This window comes from Brooklawnia sp., from assembly GCF_032229645.1.
Classification (GTDB): Bacteria; Actinomycetota; Actinomycetes; order Propionibacteriales; family Propionibacteriaceae; genus Brooklawnia.
Genome location: NZ_JAVTWX010000109.1, coordinates 15,881 through 34,071, shown reverse-complemented (window position 1 = coordinate 34,071; position 18,191 = coordinate 15,881). Strand labels below are relative to the sequence as shown.

General features: G+C 65.9%; 19 protein-coding genes, 3 pseudogenes and 1 riboswitch. Of the genes and pseudogenes, 19 read left to right on the top strand and 3 right to left on the bottom strand.

Features of this window, described 5'->3' with window-relative positions; genetic code table 11:
* The 11 genes and pseudogenes from AAFP05_RS08235 to AAFP05_RS08185 form a co-directional block, all read left to right on the top strand.
* Nucleotides 1-192: pseudogene (locus AAFP05_RS08235) on the top strand (hypothetical protein); the annotation flags it as partial.
* A 461-nt stretch (nucleotides 193-653) separates the two neighbouring features.
* Nucleotides 654-1,091, top strand: coding sequence for a hypothetical protein (locus AAFP05_RS08230; protein ID WP_341729373.1), 438 nt, complete (start codon nucleotides 654-656; stop codon nucleotides 1,089-1,091).
* 96 nt (nucleotides 1,092-1,187) lie between these two features.
* On the top strand, nucleotides 1,188-1,445 hold the full coding sequence (locus AAFP05_RS08225; RefSeq protein ID WP_341729372.1) for a hypothetical protein: 258 nt from the start codon (nucleotides 1,188-1,190) through the stop codon (nucleotides 1,443-1,445).
* A 271-nt stretch (nucleotides 1,446-1,716) separates the two neighbouring features.
* Nucleotides 1,717-1,794, top strand: a riboswitch (cobalamin riboswitch).
* An 85-nt stretch (nucleotides 1,795-1,879) separates the two neighbouring features.
* A complete protein-coding gene (gene cobI / locus AAFP05_RS08220) occupies nucleotides 1,880-2,617 on the top strand; it encodes a precorrin-2 C(20)-methyltransferase (RefSeq protein ID WP_341729376.1) in 738 nt (245 codons plus the stop codon).
* An 89-nt stretch (nucleotides 2,618-2,706) separates the two neighbouring features.
* Nucleotides 2,707-3,510 carry a precorrin-4 C(11)-methyltransferase gene (gene cobM, locus AAFP05_RS08215; protein ID WP_341729375.1) on the top strand — a complete coding sequence of 268 codons (804 nt, stop codon included), beginning with the start codon at nucleotides 2,707-2,709 and terminating at the stop codon, nucleotides 3,508-3,510.
* A complete protein-coding gene (cbiE, locus tag AAFP05_RS08210; RefSeq protein WP_341729371.1) occupies nucleotides 3,507-4,172 on the top strand; it encodes a precorrin-6y C5,15-methyltransferase (decarboxylating) subunit CbiE in 666 nt (221 codons plus the stop codon). The genes cobM and cbiE overlap by 4 nt, the downstream gene beginning before the upstream one ends.
* Nucleotides 4,169-5,929: a precorrin-3B C(17)-methyltransferase gene (gene cobJ, locus AAFP05_RS08205; protein ID WP_341729370.1), complete on the top strand. Its 1,761-nt coding sequence runs from the start codon at nucleotides 4,169-4,171 to the stop codon at nucleotides 5,927-5,929. The genes cbiE and cobJ overlap by 4 nt, the downstream gene beginning before the upstream one ends.
* Complete coding sequence (locus AAFP05_RS08200) at nucleotides 5,926-7,152, top strand: CbiX/SirB N-terminal domain-containing protein (protein ID WP_341729369.1); 1,227 nt, start codon at nucleotides 5,926-5,928, stop codon at nucleotides 7,150-7,152. The genes cobJ and AAFP05_RS08200 overlap by 4 nt, the downstream gene beginning before the upstream one ends.
* Entirely contained in the window at nucleotides 7,149-7,931 is a 783-nt protein-coding gene (cobF, locus tag AAFP05_RS08195; RefSeq protein WP_341729368.1) for a precorrin-6A synthase (deacetylating), read from the top strand. The genes AAFP05_RS08200 and cobF overlap by 4 nt, the downstream gene beginning before the upstream one ends.
* Before the next feature lie 169 nt (nucleotides 7,932-8,100).
* Nucleotides 8,101-8,550 carry a CBS domain-containing protein gene (locus tag AAFP05_RS08190; RefSeq protein ID WP_341729367.1) on the top strand — a complete coding sequence of 150 codons (450 nt, stop codon included), beginning with the start codon at nucleotides 8,101-8,103 and terminating at the stop codon, nucleotides 8,548-8,550.
* Nucleotides 8,551-8,599: 49 nt separating this feature from the next.
* A complete protein-coding gene (locus AAFP05_RS08185; RefSeq protein ID WP_341729366.1) occupies nucleotides 8,600-9,898 on the top strand; it encodes an ArsB/NhaD family transporter in 1,299 nt (432 codons plus the stop codon).
* Between the two features lie 16 nt (nucleotides 9,899-9,914).
* On the opposite strand, the gene AAFP05_RS08180 is transcribed toward AAFP05_RS08185, so the two are convergent.
* Entirely contained in the window at nucleotides 9,915-10,604 is a 690-nt protein-coding gene (locus AAFP05_RS08180) for a precorrin-8X methylmutase (RefSeq protein WP_341729365.1), read from the bottom strand.
* A 224-nt stretch (nucleotides 10,605-10,828) separates the two neighbouring features.
* Here AAFP05_RS08180 and AAFP05_RS08175 point away from each other — a divergent pair, with 224 nt between their 5' ends.
* Genes AAFP05_RS08175 through AAFP05_RS08160 form a run of 4 tightly spaced genes read left to right on the top strand, consistent with a single transcriptional unit; the run spans nucleotide 10,829 to nucleotide 13,518 of the window.
* The gene (locus tag AAFP05_RS08175; protein ID WP_341729364.1) at nucleotides 10,829-11,539 is read left to right on the top strand and encodes an energy-coupling factor ABC transporter permease; all 711 of its coding nucleotides are present in this window, start codon (nucleotides 10,829-10,831) and stop codon (nucleotides 11,537-11,539) included.
* On the top strand, nucleotides 11,532-11,912 hold the full coding sequence (locus tag AAFP05_RS08170) for an energy-coupling factor ABC transporter substrate-binding protein (protein WP_341729363.1): 381 nt from the start codon (nucleotides 11,532-11,534) through the stop codon (nucleotides 11,910-11,912). Before AAFP05_RS08175 ends, AAFP05_RS08170 begins: the two co-directional genes overlap by 8 nt.
* Before the next feature lie 8 nt (nucleotides 11,913-11,920).
* Complete coding sequence (gene cbiQ, locus AAFP05_RS08165; protein ID WP_341729362.1) at nucleotides 11,921-12,703, top strand: cobalt ECF transporter T component CbiQ; 783 nt, start codon at nucleotides 11,921-11,923, stop codon at nucleotides 12,701-12,703.
* On the top strand, nucleotides 12,700-13,518 hold the full coding sequence (locus AAFP05_RS08160) for an ATP-binding cassette domain-containing protein (RefSeq protein ID WP_341729361.1): 819 nt from the start codon (nucleotides 12,700-12,702) through the stop codon (nucleotides 13,516-13,518). The genes cbiQ and AAFP05_RS08160 overlap by 4 nt, the downstream gene beginning before the upstream one ends.
* Here AAFP05_RS08160 and cbiT read toward each other — a convergent pair.
* Nucleotides 13,490-14,098 (bottom strand): precorrin-6Y C5,15-methyltransferase (decarboxylating) subunit CbiT, encoded by a 609-nt coding sequence (gene cbiT, locus AAFP05_RS08155; protein ID WP_341729360.1) that lies wholly within the window; start codon nucleotides 14,096-14,098, stop codon nucleotides 13,490-13,492. The two genes, AAFP05_RS08160 and cbiT, sit on opposite strands and share 29 nt — an antisense overlap.
* A gap of 39 nt (nucleotides 14,099-14,137) precedes the next feature.
* Between cbiT and cobA the strand changes: the two genes are divergently transcribed.
* Nucleotides 14,138-14,902, top strand: a complete 765-nt coding sequence (gene cobA / locus AAFP05_RS08150) for a uroporphyrinogen-III C-methyltransferase (protein ID WP_341729359.1) — start codon at nucleotides 14,138-14,140, stop codon at nucleotides 14,900-14,902.
* 30 nt (nucleotides 14,903-14,932) lie between these two features.
* Here the strand turns inward: cobA and AAFP05_RS08145 are convergent, their stop codons facing one another.
* Nucleotides 14,933-15,685, bottom strand: a complete 753-nt coding sequence (locus AAFP05_RS08145; RefSeq protein ID WP_341729358.1) for a cobalt-precorrin-6A reductase — start codon at nucleotides 15,683-15,685, stop codon at nucleotides 14,933-14,935.
* Nucleotides 15,686-15,714: 29 nt separating this feature from the next.
* Between AAFP05_RS08145 and AAFP05_RS08140 the strand changes: the two are divergent.
* The 3 genes and pseudogenes from AAFP05_RS08140 to AAFP05_RS08130 form a co-directional block, all read left to right on the top strand.
* A pseudogene (locus tag AAFP05_RS08140) lies at nucleotides 15,715-17,157 on the top strand (cobyric acid synthase); the annotation flags it as partial.
* Nucleotides 17,158-17,340: 183 nt separating this feature from the next.
* Nucleotides 17,341-17,892 (top strand): cob(I)yrinic acid a,c-diamide adenosyltransferase, encoded by a 552-nt coding sequence (cobO, locus tag AAFP05_RS08135; RefSeq protein WP_341729374.1) that lies wholly within the window; start codon nucleotides 17,341-17,343, stop codon nucleotides 17,890-17,892.
* A pseudogene (locus AAFP05_RS08130) lies at nucleotides 17,886-18,191 on the top strand (cobyrinic acid a,c-diamide synthase); the annotation flags it as partial. The gene cobO and the pseudogene AAFP05_RS08130, both read left to right, overlap by 7 nt.

Here is an 18,191-nt window from a genome sequence, read left to right as displayed (position 1 = left end):
GCCGCCGAACGCGAGATCCGCATGGTCAAGATCCATCAGAAGGTCTCAGGATGCCACCGCACCCTGACCGGTGCGGTCGGGTTCGTCCGCCTGCGCTCCTACCTGGCCACCACCACCAAGCACGCCCGCAACACCTACCAGGTCCTCGTCGACCTGTTCAACGGCCAGGCCTGGACCCCAGCCACCACCTGAACAGTTACCCGGCGCCTACCACTATGCAACCGGGCCCGGCCCCCACACCGTTCAAGGTTTCATCGGCGCGACAGCCACCAGTGGGGCCCTTGGTGGCCTCACCGGCGGAGCAGGCGGTGCCGCAGGCCATGGGTTAACCGCTCTTGCTGGAAAACTTCCTATCGACAAACTCGGTGATCAGATCCCGGTCCCGACAGTTGACGACTATCTGCCTGGTTTGCCTTCAAGCGCGAGGCCATTAGAGGGACTGGGATCCAGCGGTCTTGATATTGCGCCTTCCTCTTTGGTGGAGCAGTTGGCAATGACAGAGGCACGGGCCAACCCAGAAGCCGGAACTATCATCAAGAGGTTATCTCTTGGGGATCCTCGCTGGCCTGCGTCAGAGGGTTGGGTAAAGGCGCAGCAGAAAATAGGAGATGTTACGATTCATTATGTCATGAATCCGGCTACGGGAGCAATCGATGACTTCAGATCTAAATAGGATAAATGCTATGCACGGTCGCGCAAAATATGAACCAGGAATTATTGCTGAGCTGGCGACGAACGACCCACTTAAGGTGTTATCGCTCGAACTTGTCGGTAAAGTAGACAGGTATCTCGATTATTCAGTGACAATCAGGTCTGGTGACTTTTCCGGGAAAAGCCGTTTCACAGTGATGAAAAGCAGTTTGAAGGAGTTTGCTGAAAACTTGTCGTTTTCTCGAGGTAGTGAGATCTATGACACTGATTCCGTAGGGTACATCAAAGTTGTGGGACCAGATCATCTGGGTCATGTTGCCGTTGACGCTCGTGTCGGCGGTGATCTAGATAATTATGCGCGAGTTCAGTTCAATACTGACCAAACCGCGCTACCTGATTTCACGAGTGGGCTTTTCGAGTTTCTTCGAATAGTATGGTGAATCGTGGCATAGGTCATGGCACTAAATAAGCTCTTCATATTTGAGGGTGTACTTGGGGTTTGAATCTGCCAGTTTCGAGCAGTGGAAGGTGGACTAATGAGTGATCTTCTTCATTTGATCTTACGCGCATCCACTGACGCACATCTCTGGCATGACGATAGCCTGACCAAGGAAGAACTTCTCGAGATTCTCGGTGTGGACAATGGGGTGGCGTTTGCGTCCGAACGGCTCGACCAAGCTATCGACGTGCGCGTTGTCGTTGTGTTTGTAGGGCCGGCCCCGGGTGACGGGGAGTTCGTGCTTGTCGGCCCAGGCGATCACTCCTCACTTCATGAACTCGGATCCGTTATCTAAGTCGATGCCTTGGATGGGGACGGGGGCGTGGGCGCGCATCCATTCCAGCCCGGTATGCACATGGATGTACGCGTTGTTGCGGATGGTGCGCAGCATCGTTCGCCCGGCGACCGGGTCGGTGCCGGTGAGGGAACCCGCTACGCGGACATCACTACGTGAGGCACGCGCTCCCGCTCCCGGACCTTCTAGGTGAGCGCGTTGTCCGGCTCCGAATCGTGGCGATAAGCTAGCCGGGCCGGCCGTCCGTGGCCGGAGCGAGGTGCCACGCGAAGCCGGTGAGATTCCGGCGCTGTCCCGCAACGGTGGTCCACCTGCCGCGCAGCACGCGCGGTCGAGGTGGCAAGCCCGGTCGACTGGCCCCCGCCCCCTGCAGGTCAGGTCCCCGGCTGAGGGATCGCAAGGAGTTTGAATTGAGCGAAGCTGCCCAGCCCGCCATGAATCCCCACCTTCTCTTCGGCATCGGCGTCGGCCCCGGCGATCCGGAATTGATCACCGTCAAGGCGGTCAATGCACTGCGCAGCTGCGACTGCGTCCTGGTGCCGGCCACCGAGGCGAGTGGTTCCGATTCCGGACGCGCCGAGACCATCGTGTTGGCTGCCTGTCCCGACGTTGCGGACCGCATCGTGCGCATCCCGTTCTCGATGGCCGATCGCAGCGGTGTGACCAAGCGGCGGGCGGACTCCTGGCAGGCGTCCGCCGATCAGGCCGTCAAGTCGTTCTCCGAGGGTGCCAGCCGGATCGGCTTCGCGACCATCGGTGACCCGTCGGTCTACTCGACCTTCAGCTATCTGGCGTCGTCGGTGCGTGAGCAGGTCGCCGATCTGCAGGTCGAGGTGATCCCCGGCATCACCGCCATGCAGGCGCTGGCCGCCGCCAGCAGGACCCCGCTCGTCGAGGGCGATGAGGTGCTGGCACTGGTGCCGTTGAAGAAGGGCATCGACTCGCTTCTTCGCGTCCATGAGGTGGCCGATACCTGCGTGGTTTACAAGGCCGGACGCCACCTCCCAGCGTTGCGCGACCATCTGGCCGAGATCGGCGAAGACGCGGTGGCCGGTATCAACGTCGGACTGCCCGCCGAGCAGATCAGTGCGGTCAGCGAGCTCGAGACTGCCCCGTATTTCACCAGCGTGCTGTGGCCCGCCAAGCGCAGCGGACGAGGAGAACGGCTATGACTCACAATCCGTCCGACCAGCCGGCGACCGCTGATGGCAGCGCGGGCTGCACCGTGATTCCGCCGTCAACCAAAGAGCCCGGCCAGGGTATGGTCGTCTTCATCGGCGCCGGCCCCGGCGCGCCCGATCTGATCACCGTGCGAGGTGCCCGGACGATCGCCTCCGCAGACATCATCATCTGGGCGTCATCCCTGGTCAGCCCCGAGATCGTGGCCGATCACAAGCCGGGCGCGCTGCTGGTCGACTCGGCCACGGCGTCCCTGGAGGACATCACCCCCTTCTACGAGCGAGCCAGAGACGAAGGACTGCTGGTGGCCCGCGTGCACACCGGCGACCCGGCCATCTACGGTGCCACCGCCGAGCAGCGCGAGCTGCTTCGCGAGATCGGCGTGGCCTACGAATCGATTCCCGGCGTCTCGGCGTTCTCGGCGGCCGCCGCGCGCAGCGATGTCGAGATCACCCTGCCCGAGGTATCCCAGTCGCTGATCATCACCCGGCTGGAGGGCGGCCGCACTCCGATGCCGCCGCGCGAGAACGTCCGCGAGTTCGCCGCTCACGGCACCACGATGGCGCTTTATCTCTCGGCGGCCCGCAGCCACACTCTGCAAGACGAATTGCTGGCCGGCGGCTATCCGCCCGGCACCCCGGTCATCATCGGACACCAGGTGAGCTGGCCGGACGAAGTGATGGTGCGCTGCGAACTCGATCAGCTGGCCGCCACCATGAAGGAACACAAGTTCTGGAAGCACACCGTGATCCTGGTGGGTCCGGCGCTCGCCGAGACCCCGATGGTCAAGCGCAGTCACCTTTACCATCCGGGCTTCCGCCACGAATACCGCGACGCCGACCCTGAGGCGGCCAAAGAACTCGCCGAAAAGGGGGCCCAGGCATGATCACCGTCTTTGGCTACATCGGCTCGCCCAGCGCCGACCTACGCGAGGCCGTCACCGATGCCGTGTTGGTCGTCGGTGGCCGCCGTCACCTGGACGCTCTGAACGTGCCGGAGGAGCGCCGGGTCGTCCTCGGACGTATCGGCCCGGCCATCGAGGCGCTGCAGGCGCTGCCCGATGATGCGAAGGCCGTGGTCATCGCATCGGGCGATCCGCTCTTCTTCGGCGTCGTCCGGCGCATCCGGGCCGCCGGACTCAAGGTGCGGGTGGTTCCCGCGGTAACCTCGCTGCAGCTGGCCTTCGCCGCGGTCGCGTTGCCGTGGGACGACGCGCTGCTGGTCTCGCTGCACGGCAACGATCCGGAGCCCGCGATCGATCTACTGCGTAGCCACCCCAAGGTCGGCCTGCTCACCGACGGCAAACACGGGCTTCCCCAGATCGTGGCGGCCACCGCTGGACTCGGCCGCAGCTACGTACTGGCCGAGCGCCTCGGCGAGGACGACGAACGCGTCCGCGTGCTGACCGAGGAACAGGCCCGCGAGATCACCGAGACTGCCCAGCCGAATGTGGTGCTCGTCCTCGCGCATCATCCCGATGACCCCGCCGCACTCGGCGAACAGACGGCAATCGTCGGCGGATTTCTGGCAGTAGGAGCACAGCCGTGAGCGAACCCATCATCGGCCAGGTGGCCAGCACCGCGACCAGCCAGGCCCGGGCGGACGCGATCGACGCGTTCCTCGGCGCCACCCGCCGGTACACGACATCGTCCGCAGAGGGCCTCAAGCAGGCCTGGGGCGAATGCGATCTGATCATCAGTCATCTCGCGCTCGGCGCCACCACCCGGCTGATCGCCGGGCTGCTGGCGAACAAAAAGACCGATCCGGCAGTGGTCGTCGTCGACGAGGCAGGACGTTTCGTCGTCCCGCTGGTCGGCGGTCACGTCGGCGGAGCGAACGAGTTGGCCCGCAAGCTTGCCGACGGTCTCGGTGCCACCGCGGTGCTGACCACCGCGACCGACGCGCTCGGACTGCCGGGGCTCGACACCCTCGGCTGGGACACTGCCGGCGACCTGGCCGGGGTGACCCGCGCGGTCATCGACGGGCGCCCGGTGGCGCTCGTCCGGGAACACCCATGGCCGCTGCCGGCACTGCCCGGCAATGTCACCGAGCCCGGCGTCGAGCGCACCGAACGCCGGGGAACCCATGTCAAGGTGCTGCCCCCGCCGCCCGACCCCGAAGCCCGCATCCTGCTCAGCGACTCCGCTGAGATACCCGCCGATCTGCCCACCGTGGTGCTGCACCCGAAGTCGCTGGTCATCGGCATGGGCTGCAACCGCGGCACGTCGGTGGACTCACTGCGTGGGTTGCTCGATTCAACCCTGCGCGCCCACGGCCTGGCGAAATCGTCCATCGCCGCTTTGACAAGCGTGGACGCCAAGGCCGATGAGCAGGGTCTGATCGAGCTGGCCGCCGAGCTGGGCGTCGAGTTCGTCAGCTATCCCGCCGGCGAACTGGCCGGCTTCGAGGTGCCGAATCCCAGCGAACACGCCCAAGACGCGGTCGGCACCCCGAGTGTCTCGGAAGCGTCCGTGCTCGCGCATGGCGCCAAGCTGATCGTGCAGAAGACCAAGACGCCGGAGGCGACCGTTGCCATCGGGCGCCTCGCCCCACGTGGCCGGCTCGCGATCGTGGGCCTCGGCCCCGGCGCGGACGACCTGCTGACCCCGCGCGCCCGCAAGGTGCTGGCCGAATCGGCGATCATCGTCGGCTACCGCCCCTATGTGGCGCAGATCCGCTCGGTGCTGCGCCCCGGTACTGAGATCGTCTCAACAGGCATGGGCACCGAGGACATGCGCACCGCGCTCGGTATCGAGAAGGCACGCGAGGGCCGCAATGTCGCCATCGTCTGCGGTGGTGACCCGGCGATCTACGCGATGGCCTCGCCCACCCTCGAGCAGGGCACCGAAGACGTCGATGTCGTGGTCGTCCCCGGAGTCACGGCAGAGCTGGCCGCGTCCGCCGTCCTCGGCGCCCCGCTCGGCCACGACCACGTGACCATCTCGCTGTCGGATCTGCACACCGACTGGAAGCTGATCGAGAAGCGGCTACAGGCTGCCGCCGACGGCGATTTCGTTGTGGCCATGTACAATCCGCGCAGCCGTACCCGGCTGGCTCACCTGCCCAGAGCCCTGGAGATTCTCGGGGCGCAGCGTCCCGCGACCACACCGGTCGCGGTGGTGCGCGATGCCAGCCGCCCGGAGCAGAGCTACCGGGTGGCACCTATAGCCGAGTTCGATCCGGAATGGGTCGATATGCATTCGATCGTCATCGTCGGCTCGTCGTCGACCCGGATGCTCGCCACCGGTGTCGGAGACCAGGTCATGGTGACCCCGCGCGACTACACCTGGATGGAGCAGAAATGAGTTCGTTGATCATCGCCGCCCACGGCACCCGCGTTCCCGAAGGTCAGCAGACCTGTCGCGCTCTGGTCGAGCGGGTCCAGGCGATGCTGCCCGGCACATCGGTTTACGACGCCTACGTTGAGCTCGACACCCCGACGATCGCCGATGCGGTCGCCACCGCTTTGCGCGAGTCGCACGACAAGCATGTCGTGGTGGTGCCACTGATGATCGGTGCCGGCGGTCACGTGCATGACGACATTCCCGAAGGCATTGACGCCGGACGCGAGTTGGCAGGCAGCGGCTCGGTCAGCTACGCGGGGCATCTGGGTGCTGACCCGCTACTGCGCGGCGCTGTCCGCGAGCGGATCGCCGCGGTTCTCGGCGACTGGCGGCCGGACGAGACCAGCGTGGTCTTCCTGGGGCGCGGCTGCTCGGTTCCCGAGGCGAACGCCGACCATGTGCGCCTCGGCCGGCTGCTGCGCGAGGAAGGCGGTTACGCCGATGTCGTGAGCGGGTTCATCCAGATCTCGCAGCCCGACCTGACCACCGCCCTCGACCGCGCCTACGCCCACGGCGGGCGCAAGCTCGTGGTCATGCCGCACTATCTCTTCCCTGGCCTGCTCCAGAAACGCGCGCAGGAAAGGACGGCTGCCTGGGCGCTGACGCACTCGGACGCCGAGACGCGCGTTGCCGATGTGATCGGTGACTGCGACCCACTCGCTCAGATGGTCGTCGACCGCTACCGCGAGGTCGCCGAGGGACGCATCGGGCCGGCCGCCGGTCCCGCACCGCAGGTCTACCTGAGCGGTCTGGTGCTGACCGGACGCAAGGTGCTGATCGCCGGCGCCGGCACAGTGGCGGCCCGCCGGGTGGGCAAGCTGGTGGAGGCGGGCGCCGAGGTAGAACTGGTCGCGCCGCAGGCCGACGACGCCATCCGCGAGCTGGCGGCGCAGGGCCGTGTGCAGTGGCAGGAGCGCACCGTCGACGAGGCCGATCTTGATGGCGCCTGGTACGTGCTGGCGCTCACCGATTCGCCGTCGGTCAACGCGCAGGTGGCGGCCTGGGCTTACCAGCGTGGTACCTTCTGCGTCCGCGGGGACGACGCGTCCGGCGGTACCGCGTGGACCCCGGCAACCGGTGAGGTCGCGGGGCTGAAGGTCGGGGTGGTCGGCGACCGCAACCCGCATCGTACGGCGCACGCCCGCAGCGCAGCCGTCAGGGCGCTCGGCGAGCTCGCCGAATGATCCCGGCCGCAGCCCGCGAACTCGTCCTCATCGGAATCGGTGCCGGCAACCCCGAATGGGTGACTTTGGAGGCGGTCGCGGCCATCCGCGAGATCGACGTGCTGTTCGTCGTCCTCAAGGAGGACCAGCTCGATGACCTTGTCGAGGCCAGGCGGGTCATCATCGAGCGGCACCGCGACACGCCATTGAAGACAGTCGAATTGCGCGACCCGCCGCGTCCTTGGCAGACCACCCCGGACTATCCCGCAGCGGTCGCCCGGTGGCGTGCACAGCGGCTCGAGTCATGGAGTGCGGCGGTCGCCGCCGAGTTGCCCGAAGGTGCGAGCGGCGGATTCCTGATCTGGGGTGACCCCAGCCTCTACGAGAGCACGCTGGCGATCGTCGAGAAGCTGGCCGATGCGTCCACCCGTGCGGGCGAGCCGATCGAGCTGCGGGTGATCCCCGGCATCAGTTGCGTGCTGGCGTTGGCGGCGGCGTTCAAGATCCCGCTGAACAGGCAGGGACGGGCGGTGCAGATCGCTCCCGCCCGGCTGCTGGCGTCCGGTATGCCCACCGATGTGCACGATGTGGTGGTGATGCTGGACGGCAGACAGACATTCTCGCGCATCGATCCGTCAGGGCTCGAGATCTACTGGGGTGCCTATCTGGGCACCGCGGACGAGATCCTGATCAGTGGGCCGCTGGCAGAGGTATCGGACGAGATCCTACGAGTGCGGGCCGAGGCCGCCGAGCGGAACGGCTGGATCTTCGACACCTACCTGCTGAGGACCCTCCGATGAATTTAGGCGGAACTGAGGGCAACTCACTAAGGGTGAGGGCCGATTTCCGCTAAAGTTGCCTCGTCACGACGACGTTGCCGCGAACATCCCGGCGGGAGGGGAACCGAACGCATGTCAGGCCTGCTAGCCTCAGCTAAAATCTCGATCAAGTGGACAAAGGACTGTGGCCATGCGGGCAAGAGACCTCGCGGTGAGTGTTCCCCCTGTAAGAGTGGGCGATCCGGTATCGCGCGCAGTCAAGGTGATGGTGAACGAGGGCCTGCCGGGCGTCGTAGTTGTCGATTGGGACGACAAGCCGCGGTACGTGCTTCCGGACAGCCAAGTGCTGAAGCTGATGGTTGCGCAGTACTCCGGGGATTCTGCGCTCGCCCGGACGATCGACGAGGCACACGCCGATCAGTTCTGGTCGGGCGTGGGCACCCGCTCGATCGGCGACTGTCTCAAGCTCGACGAGGCCAAGCTGGTCAAGGTGCGGGCCGAAGCCACCGTGCTCGAGGTGGCCATCGCCATGTCGCAGCTGCGCACGCCGCTCATCGCGGTGGTGGACGCGGCGGACAAGCTGGTGGGGTGCATCACGCTGAACGGCCTGCTGGCAGCGGCGGCACTGCCCTACCTCTGAGCGCCCCCGATCATGGGGTCTCGGTGGTTCGTGGGGGAGTGACGCTGCCATGATGCACTCCTTCCTCGCGCTGGGTATCTTCGTCGCGGCGTTCGTCATGATCGCCACCGAGAAGATCAACAAGGTCATGGTCGTGCTGGTGGCGTCGGCCGCGATGGTCGTGACCGGCGTCTCGCCGGGCAACGAGGTCTTCTACTCCCATCAGGTCGGCATCGACTGGGACGTCATCTTCCTGCTGCTGGGCATGATGATCATCGTCGGGGTGCTGAAGCAGACCGGTGTCTTCGAGTTTCTCGGTGTCTGGGCCGCGAAGAAATCGAAGGGCCGACCCTACAGCCTGATGGTCATGTTCATGCTGATCACCGCGATTGCGTCCCCGATCCTCGACAACGTGACGATCATCATGCTCGTGGTGCCGGTCACCATCGTCGTCTGTGATCGGCTGCACGTGCCTGCCCAGCCCTACATCATCGCGGAGATCCTCGCCTCCAACATCGGTGGCGCGGCGACGCTGATCGGTGATCCGCCGAACATCATCATCGCGAACCGCGCGGGACTGACGTTCAACGACTTCCTCGTCCATATGGCCCCGATCGTGATCATCGTCTTCGCACTTTTCGTCGGGTTGACTCGGTTCATGTTCCGCAAGGAGTTTCAATACAATCCCGGATACGTCGACTCGGTGATGGCACTGCAGGAGCGCCGGGCGATCACCGACCTGCCGATGCTGATCAAGAGCCTGGTCGTGCTGACCGGAGTGATCGTCGGGTTCACCCTGCATGGCACCTTGCATCTGGCGCCATCGATCATCGCCCTGATCGGCGCGCTGGTGATGATCCTGGTCACCGGCATCGATATCGGCGAAGTGATCACCGAGGTCGAATGGCCCACGCTGGTCTTCTTCGCCGGCCTGTTCATCATGGTCGGTGGTCTGGTGCACACCGGCGTCATCGAGTCGATCGGCCAGTGGGCAATCGCGGCGGTCGGGCACGATTACACGCTGGCCGGCGCGGTGCTGCTCTTCGGGTCGGCGGGCCTGGGCGCATTCTTCGACAACATCCCGTATGCGGCGACGATGGCGCCGATCGTCGACGTACTGGTCACCGAGGGCAGCGATCCTCGCAGCGGTGGATTCCTGTGGTGGGCATTCGCCTTGGGAGCCGACTTCGGCGGCAACGGCACGGCGGTGGCCGCCAGCGCGAACGTGGTCGGCATCGGGCTCGCCGCACGTGCTGGCCACAACATCTCATTCTGGCATTTCACCAAGTACGGCATGGTGACGACCATCTTCACCACGGTCATCGCATGGATCTACATCTACCTGCGCTATATCGTCCTCGCGGCCTAGCGGGAACGCCGACTGCTCAGGCGCGGATCTGGTTCGTCCGCTCATCGGTGCTGGCGATCGCGTTGACGGCGGCCACGGTGATGGCCGAACCCCCCCGGCGTCCCAGCAGAGCCAGATATTCCAGACCGAAGGGATTAACGACCAGCGCCTGCTTCGACTCGGCTGCGCCGACGAATCCCACCGGGATGCCGATCACACCGGCGGGCTTCACGCCGGTATCGCGGACGACCTCGAGCAGCCGGAACAGGGCGGTGGGTGCGTTGCCGATCGCGACCACGGCTCCCTCAAGGCGAGGCAGCCATAGATCGACCGCCGCGGCCGTCTTGGTGGTGCCGAGTTCGATGGCCATCTCGGCCAACCGCGGATCGCCCAGATGGCAGATCACCTCGTTGCTCTTGGGCAGCCTGGAGCGGATGATTCCGGTGGCCACCATCGTCGAATCGCAGAAGATCGGAGCGCCGTTCCAGAGCGCCTCACGCGTGCTGGCGACCACGCCTGGCGTGAACGCGATGTCGGCCGGTAGGTCGGTCTGTGCTGCCGCATGAATCATGCGGACGACGACCTTCGAGATGTCGTCGGGGAAACCCGATAGGTCGGCTTCGCGCCGGATGGTCCCAAAGGACTCGGCGTAGATCTCTGCCGCATCGGTCAGATACTCGTATGTCACGTCCACCGGGGCCCCTTCGAGCTCGAAATAGTCGTCCACTAGACTGTCACATGCGTCAAGGTGCGAGGAAGCCGGGAAGAGCCGGCACGGTCGCGCCACTGTGAACGTTCAGCGAAACGGAAGTCAGAGACTCGTCTTGGCGCAAGGGCGATTGAGATCAGCGAAGAATACCCCGCTTTGCCGAATCGAATGAACCCGTCATGAGGGAGCGACTCCCTCATGGATCCGTTTGTTGGGACGCGTCATCTCAAGAGGAGATAATCGTGCATATCGCTGAGGGGTTCTTGCCCCCACTTCAATGCGCCGCCTGGTATGTGGCTGCCGCTCCGTTCGTGGTTCACGGCGCGCGTTGTGTCATCAAAGAGGCTCGCGAATCGACCGAGAACAAGATGCTGCTCGCCGTCGCCGGCGCCTTCACCTTCGTTCTTTCGGCGATCAAGCTGCCCTCGGTCACTGGCAGTTCTTCGCATCCGACCGGCACCGGTGCCGGGGCGGTGCTCTTCAAGCCGCCCGTAATGGCGTTCCTGGGAGCGGTGGTGTTGCTCTTCCAGGCGCTGCTGCTGGCCCACGGCGGGATCACCACCCTCGGGGCGAACACGTTCTCGATGGCGATCGCCGGACCATGGATCGGCTACGGCGCTTACAAGTTGCTTCGCAGGTTCGGGTCGTATCCCGCGATCTTCGCGGCGATGTTCTTCGCCGATCTCAGTACCTACTGCGTCACCTCGGTGCAACTGGCCATCGCGCATCCGGACGCCGTCTCCGGCTTCGGCGGTGCGGTCGTCAAATTCTTGAGCGTCTTCGCGGTCACCCAGATCCCGTTGGCCATAGCCGAGGGCTTCGTCGGCGTGCTGCTCTTCCGCTTCCTGTCCGGGGTCGTGCGTCCCGAACTGGAGCGCCGCGGCATCTTCAATCCGGTTCCCGCTGCCGAGACCTCCGCCGAGACTGCTGCCGAGGAGCCCACCAATGCCTAAGAAGAACAATCTCTGGGTCACTCTTGCGCTGGTCGCAGCCATCGTCGGCATCTTCGTGTTCTCGTTCGCGCTGGCCCCCAAGCCAACCGGAGATGGCGAAGAGGGCTTCGCCGGTACGGACTCGGTCGTCACCCAGGTTCTGGAAGAAGAAGGCACCGAGCCCTGGTTCCAGCCCATCTTCGAACCCGGCAGCGGCGAGATCGAATCCGGTCTGTTCGCCCTGCAAGCCGCGCTGGGCGCGGGGATCGTCGGGTTCGCTCTGGGCAACTTGCGAGGTCGCGCCAAGTCGAAGGAAGAACTCGCCGCTGCCGGTGCTGCGTCCGACTCTTCGGCAGCCTCGGCCCCCGACACACCTGTCCCCGCCGTCGAGTAGAGCCTTCGATGATCGCTCTGGATGATGCCGCCTGGGGCGCACCTTGGCGGCACATCAGGGTCGGTGAGAAACTTCTCCTCGGTATGGGGCTGGTCCTCACTGCCCTGATTGCCCCCGCCTGGCCGACCGCACCGCTGGTGGCGGTGGCGTCGGTCGCGGCGGCCCTCGGACCGGCACGTATTCCGCTGCGGACTCTCGCCACGGGCTTCGGCGCACCTTTCCTGTTCATCTTGATCGGTTCGGCTTCGGTCGCGGTCAGTGTCGGCCAGGCGCCCGCGGACGCCTGGTTCAGCATCGGTCCGCTCTCGATGACGACGGCCTCGGCACTCAACGGGTTGCAGCTCTTCGCTCGTTCGTCGGCCGGTACCCTGGCGATTCTGCTGATCGCGACCACCACTCCGATGGTCGATCTGCTCGGCTGGACCCGCGAGCGCGGCGTGCCCGGACCGCTGGTCGAGGTGGCGTCGCTGATCTATCGACTGCTCTTCGTGCTGCTCGACACGGTGCTGGCGATGCACGCAGCTCAGGTGGCGCGGCTGGGCGATGCCCCGGCCGGCCCGCATCCGTTCAAGCGGCGGATGAACACCGCGGCCAACACGATGGGCACGCTGCTGGTCCGGTCGTGGGACCGGGCGGCCCGACTCACCGACGGGCTGGAGGCCCGTGGCATCGAAGGTGACCTGATCACCTTGCCGCGCCGGATGCCCGCCTCACCGAGATTCCTCGCGGCCACTGGCGCATTGCTCGGCGGTATCTGGCTGCTCACCATCGTGTGGAAGGCCATCTCATGATCTTGACCGCACGTGATGTCACCGCGTCATATCCGGGCGCCGAACCTGTACTGAGCCGGGCGACCTGCGAACTCGCCAACGGGACGCGGCTGGCGCTGCTCGGGGCCAATGGCTCCGGCAAGACCACGCTGCTGCGCTGCCTGTCGGGCGCTCACAAGCCCGACTCCGGCGAGATCGCACTAGCCGGGCAACCCCTCCACCACGACAAGAAGAGCCTGCGAAACCACCGCAGGCGCGTGCAGTTGGTCTTGCAGGATCCCGACGATCAACTCTTCTCGGCCGATGTCACCCAGGATGTCGCCTTCGGTCCGCTGAATCTCGGGCTGACCACCGACGAGGTCCGGCACCGAGTTTCCGAGGCGCTCGATCTGCTCGGTGTCACCCATCTGGCCGATCGGCCCACCCATCAACTGTCGTACGGCGAACGCAAACGTGTCACCATCGCCGGCGCGGTCGCCATGCGTCCCGATGTGCTGCTACTCGACGAGCCGACAGCCGGTCTCGACCCGGCAGGCGTCGAAGACGTCCGGACGGCTCTGGAGCGGCTCACCGGTCAGGGCACCACGATCGTTCTCGCGACCCACGACGTCGACTTCGCGCTGTCCTGGGCGGACGAGGCGGCCGTGGTCGCCGGTGGGCAGATTCAACAGGGTCCGATCACGCGGATATTGTCCGACACCGAGCTGGTGAACCGGGCTCACCTACGCCAACCCTGGCAGCTCGAACTGGCCATCGCATTGGGACTGGATTCCCGGCCTCGGACGATGATCGGGGTGCTGGAGGCGCTCAGCTCTTCACACAGGCCCACTGGGTGACTGCGCGGGCAGGCGTCCAGCTGAGGAAGCGTCCCAGCGGTTCGGCATTCTCTACCAACAGGCGGGTCAGCGAGCCACCGTGCTCGCGATACCGCTGCGCCAGCAGCGCCTCGGTATCGAGGGTGACGCCGTGCGCGACGATTCGTCCGCCCGGCTTCAGCGCCGCCCAGCAGCCGTCAAGCACGCCATCGGTGACTCCGCCACCGATGAAGACGGCGTCGGGCGCGGGTAGTCCCTGCAGCGTCCGGGAGGCGTCACCGATCACGATCTGCACCCGCCCGGGCACCATCCGGGCGATATTGCGGCGAGCCCGCTCGGCTCGTTCGGCCTTGCGTTCCAAGCCGATGGCGCTCGTATCGGGTGCGGCCCGGCACCACTCGATCGCCATCGCGCCCGAGCCGAGCCCGACGTCCCACATCAGGTCTCCGGCGACCGGCCGCAGGAATGCGAAAGCGCTCGCGCGAACGTGGCGTTTGGTGATCAGTCCGTCGTGCTCGAACGCCTCGTCGGGCAGTCCAGGTATGGTGCTGACGACTGCAAGCTCGTCGGATGTGGGAAGCTCGGATGTGCTGTCGGTCACGAAGCGAGGCTACCCGACCAGCACGCGAACAGGAGGATCATGAACACGCTTACTCCCGGTACGGTCGTTCTGGTCGGCGGTGGCCCTGGTGACCCGGATCTGATCACCGTCGGCGGGTTACGTGCCGTGCAGCAGGCCGATGTCATCATCTACGACCGGTTGGCGCCCTTGGCGGTGCTCGATCAGGCCCGCGCCGATGCCGAGAAGATCGATGTCGGCAAGATCCCGCGGGGCCCCCAAACCTCGCAGGACGATATCAACGCGATGCTGATCGGTCATGCCAAGCATGGCCGGCGAGTGGTCCGGCTGAAAGGCGGCGACAATTTCCTCTTCGGCCGCGGCGGCGAGGAGGCCATCGAGTGCGCGGCGGCCGGCGTCCCTGTGCAGGTGATACCCGGCGTCAGTTCGTCGATCGCCGCGCCCGCGCTCGCCGGTATCCCGGTGACCCATCGCGGCTTGTCGCAGGGTGTCACCATCGTCAGCGGCCATGTGCCGCCAGATGACCCCCGCTCCGAGCTGGACTGGGCATCGCTCGCCCGCACGAAGACCACGCTGGTCATCTTGATGGGCGTCAAATATTTGCCCGAGATCGTCACCGAGCTTCTCGGCGCCGGGTTGGACGACCAGACCCCGGCGGCGATCGTCATGAATGCGGGCTCCGATCAGATGCGGGTGTTGCGCGCGCCGGTGAGCCAGATCGCCGAGGTCAGTCAACGCGAAGGAGTGACACCGCCCGCGATCACGATCATCGGGGCGGTCGCCGACCTCGAGTTGGTGCACGCCCCCGAGGCCGACCGGGGCTGACTGGTCATGGTCCCGATTCTGGCCGAGGGCTCAGTCGTTGGGAGTGCTCACCCAGCTCACCGCGTCGGCGATGCTCGTGATCTCCGGCAGTCCTTCGGGCAGCGGCGGGCGCGCGATCATCACCACCGGCACCTCCAGCTGAGCGGCGGCGTCCAGTTTGGCGCCGTTCTCCGCGCCGCCGGAATCCTTGCTGACCAGCATGGTTATCTTCTCGTCGCGCAGCAGGGCGAGTTCGGCGTCGAAGTCGAAGGGCCCGCGGGATTCAAGGATCCGAGCGCCTGCCGGCACCTCGTCGCCCTGCCACTCGGCGACCCGTGCCACCACATCGTTGAGACTGCGGTAGGCGGGCAGCGGCTGGCGTCCGACCGTCAGCAACACCCTGCCTGGCGCCATCGCTGCGAGCGCGGCAGCAGCGGCGTGATCGGGCACCCAGGCCCAGTCAGCGGCGTGCGGATGGGTGCGCCAGCTCTGCCTGGTGAACCGCAGCAGCCGTATCCGGGTCGCAGCACAGGCCTGTGCCGCGTTGGCCGTCATCCGGGACGCGAACGGATGGGTCGCGTCGATCACGGCATCGATCTCGTTCGCAGACAGGTAGCCGATCAGCCCTTCGACCCCGCCGAAGCCGCCCACGCGCGCCCCCACCTGGTTACGGGCCTGCGAAGTGCGCCCGGCAACAGACGTTATGACATCGATGCCGGCCTGGGTCAGCGCGGCAGCCAACTCGCGGCCATCGGCCGTGCCGCCCAGCAGGAGAACTCGCACGTCCACACCATAGTCATGCACGTCCACACCATAGTCATGAAGGAGCAGCGATGACCGGAATCCTGATCGGGGGCACGTCGTCCGACGCAGGTAAGTCGCTCGTGGTGACCGGAATCTGCCGGGCACTGGCGCGCCGCGGCATCGACGTGGTGCCCTTCAAGGCACAGAACATGTCGAACAATTCGATGGTCTGCGCCGACGGTTCCGAGATCGGACGCGCCCAGTATCTGCAAGCGCAGGCTGCCGGCGTCCAGCCGGCCAGCATCCTCAATCCGGTGCTGCTGAAGCCCGGCACCGACCGCCGCTCGTTCGTCGTGCTGCGTGGTCGTCCGGCCGGAGCCCTGGAGGCGGGCGAATACGCGACCGGCCGCAAACATCTGGCCGAGTCGGCGTTCGCCGCCTACCAGGAGCTGGCCGACAGCCATGAGATCGTCGTCGTTGAAGGTGCCGGATCACCCGCCGAGACGAACCTGCGGGCCGGCGACTACGTCAACATGGGCCTGGCGCAGCGGTTCAATCTGCCGGTGGTGTTGGTCGGCGATATTGACCGCGGCGGCATCCTGGCGAGCCTCTATGGCACCTGGGGGATCGTTTCCGATGCCGACCGCGCACTGCTGGCAGGTTTCATCATCAACAAGTTCCGTGGCGATCAGCGCGTCCTCGACCCCGGGCTGGACGACATCAGCCGCCGCACCGGGATGGAGAATCTCGGCGTGCTGCCCTGGCTGGAAGGCGTCTGGCTCGACGGCGAGGACGCACTGCAGGTCGATCGCTGGCGCGCCGAACTGGGTCCGATGCCCGAAAACCTGGTGCCACTGAGGGTGGCCGTGGTGCGCTTCCCGCGCATCTCGAACGCCACCGATGTGGAGGCGCTGGCCAACACTCCCGGCGTCGACGTGACCCTCACCGCCGATCCCTATCAGGCTGCCGCCGCCGATCTGGTGATCCTGCCCGGCTCCCGCTCGACCGTCGACGACCTCAGCTGGCTGCGCGAGCGCGGGCTGGACGAGGCGATCGCCGCCCGGCACGCCGCCGGTCGTCCGGTCTTGGGGATCTGCGGCGGCTATCAGATGCTCTCGCAGGTCATCGACGATCAGATCGAGACCAGGAAGGGCCGGGTGCCGGGGTTGGGTCTGCTACCGGTCGAGGTCAGCTTCGCCGACGAGAAGATCACCACGGTGACGACTTACTCGTGGGCCGGCCATGATGTGCAGGGCTATGAGATCCACCATGGCGTCTGCACCCCCACCGGCGCGGCGGAGCCATTCCTGGACGGTTGGCAGGCCGGCGCCACCTTCGGGACGATGCTGCACGGCAGCCTGGAGAACGACGACTTCCGCAACGCCTTCCTGACTGAGGTCGCCCGGCTCGCCGGGGTGGGCTGGCGTCCGGATCCGGAGGCGATCGGCTATGCCGCCGCCCGGGAGCGCATGATCGAGACCCTCGCGGACGCCGTGGCCGAGCATGTCGATCTCGACCGGATGCTGGAACTGGCCGGTTTGGGCGCAAGCAGAGGTGCTCGACGGGCCGAGAAGCCGGTCACCGTCGAAGACGTACCTGTCGGAGAGGTATCGGCCGAAGCGGTGCCCACCGAAGAGGTACCGACCGAGGACACAGCCCAGGTTTGTGAGTACTCCGATGTTCAGGCGGAACCGAAGACCGCCCGCGAACTCCGGCTGCAGCCGAGGTTGATCGTCAACACCGGCGACGGCAAGGGCAAATCGACTGCCGCTTTCGGCGTCGGGCTGCGTGCCTGGTCGCAGGGCTGGTCGGTGGGTGTCTTCCAGTTCATCAAGACCTCCAGCTGGCCGACCGGGGAGAAGCTGGCCTTTCAGACCCTCGGTGGCGTGCATGCCCGTACCGGGCAGGGCGGACCGGTGGAGTGGGTGAACTATGGCGAGGGACGCACCGCCACCCGCGCGGGCGCCAGGGCCGATCAGCGGGGGTTGGCGGAGAGGGGTTGGCAGCAGGTCCGCGAGCGGCTGGCCGACCAGAGGCATGACGTGCTGATCCTGGACGAGTTCTGCCACGTTCTGGCCAAGGGCTGGCTGGATGTCGACGAGGTCGTCGAGACGCTGCTGAACCGGCCCGGGCATCAGCATGTCGTGATCACCGGCCGCAACGCGCCTCAGAAGCTGATCGATGCCGCCGATCTGGTCACCGAGATGCGCAAGGTCAAGCACCCCTTCGACAAGGGAGAGAAGGGCCAGGCGGGAATCGAATGGTGATCACGGACTACCCGCGTGTCGTGCTGGCCGCGCCGAACTCGAGTTCCGGCAAGACCACGGTCAGCATCGGCCTGATGGCGGCTCTGCGTGCCAGCGGCACCCGGGTGGCACCGTTCAAGATAGGCCCCGACTACATCGACCCCGGCTACCACACCCTGGCCACCGGCCTGCCCGGCCGCAATCTGGACGCCTGGTTGTGCGGCACCGAGCGGGTCGCGCCGCTCTTCGCGCACGGTGCCGCCGGAGCCGATATTTCTGTCGTCGAGGGCGTCATGGGACTCTTCGATGGCCGGTTGGGG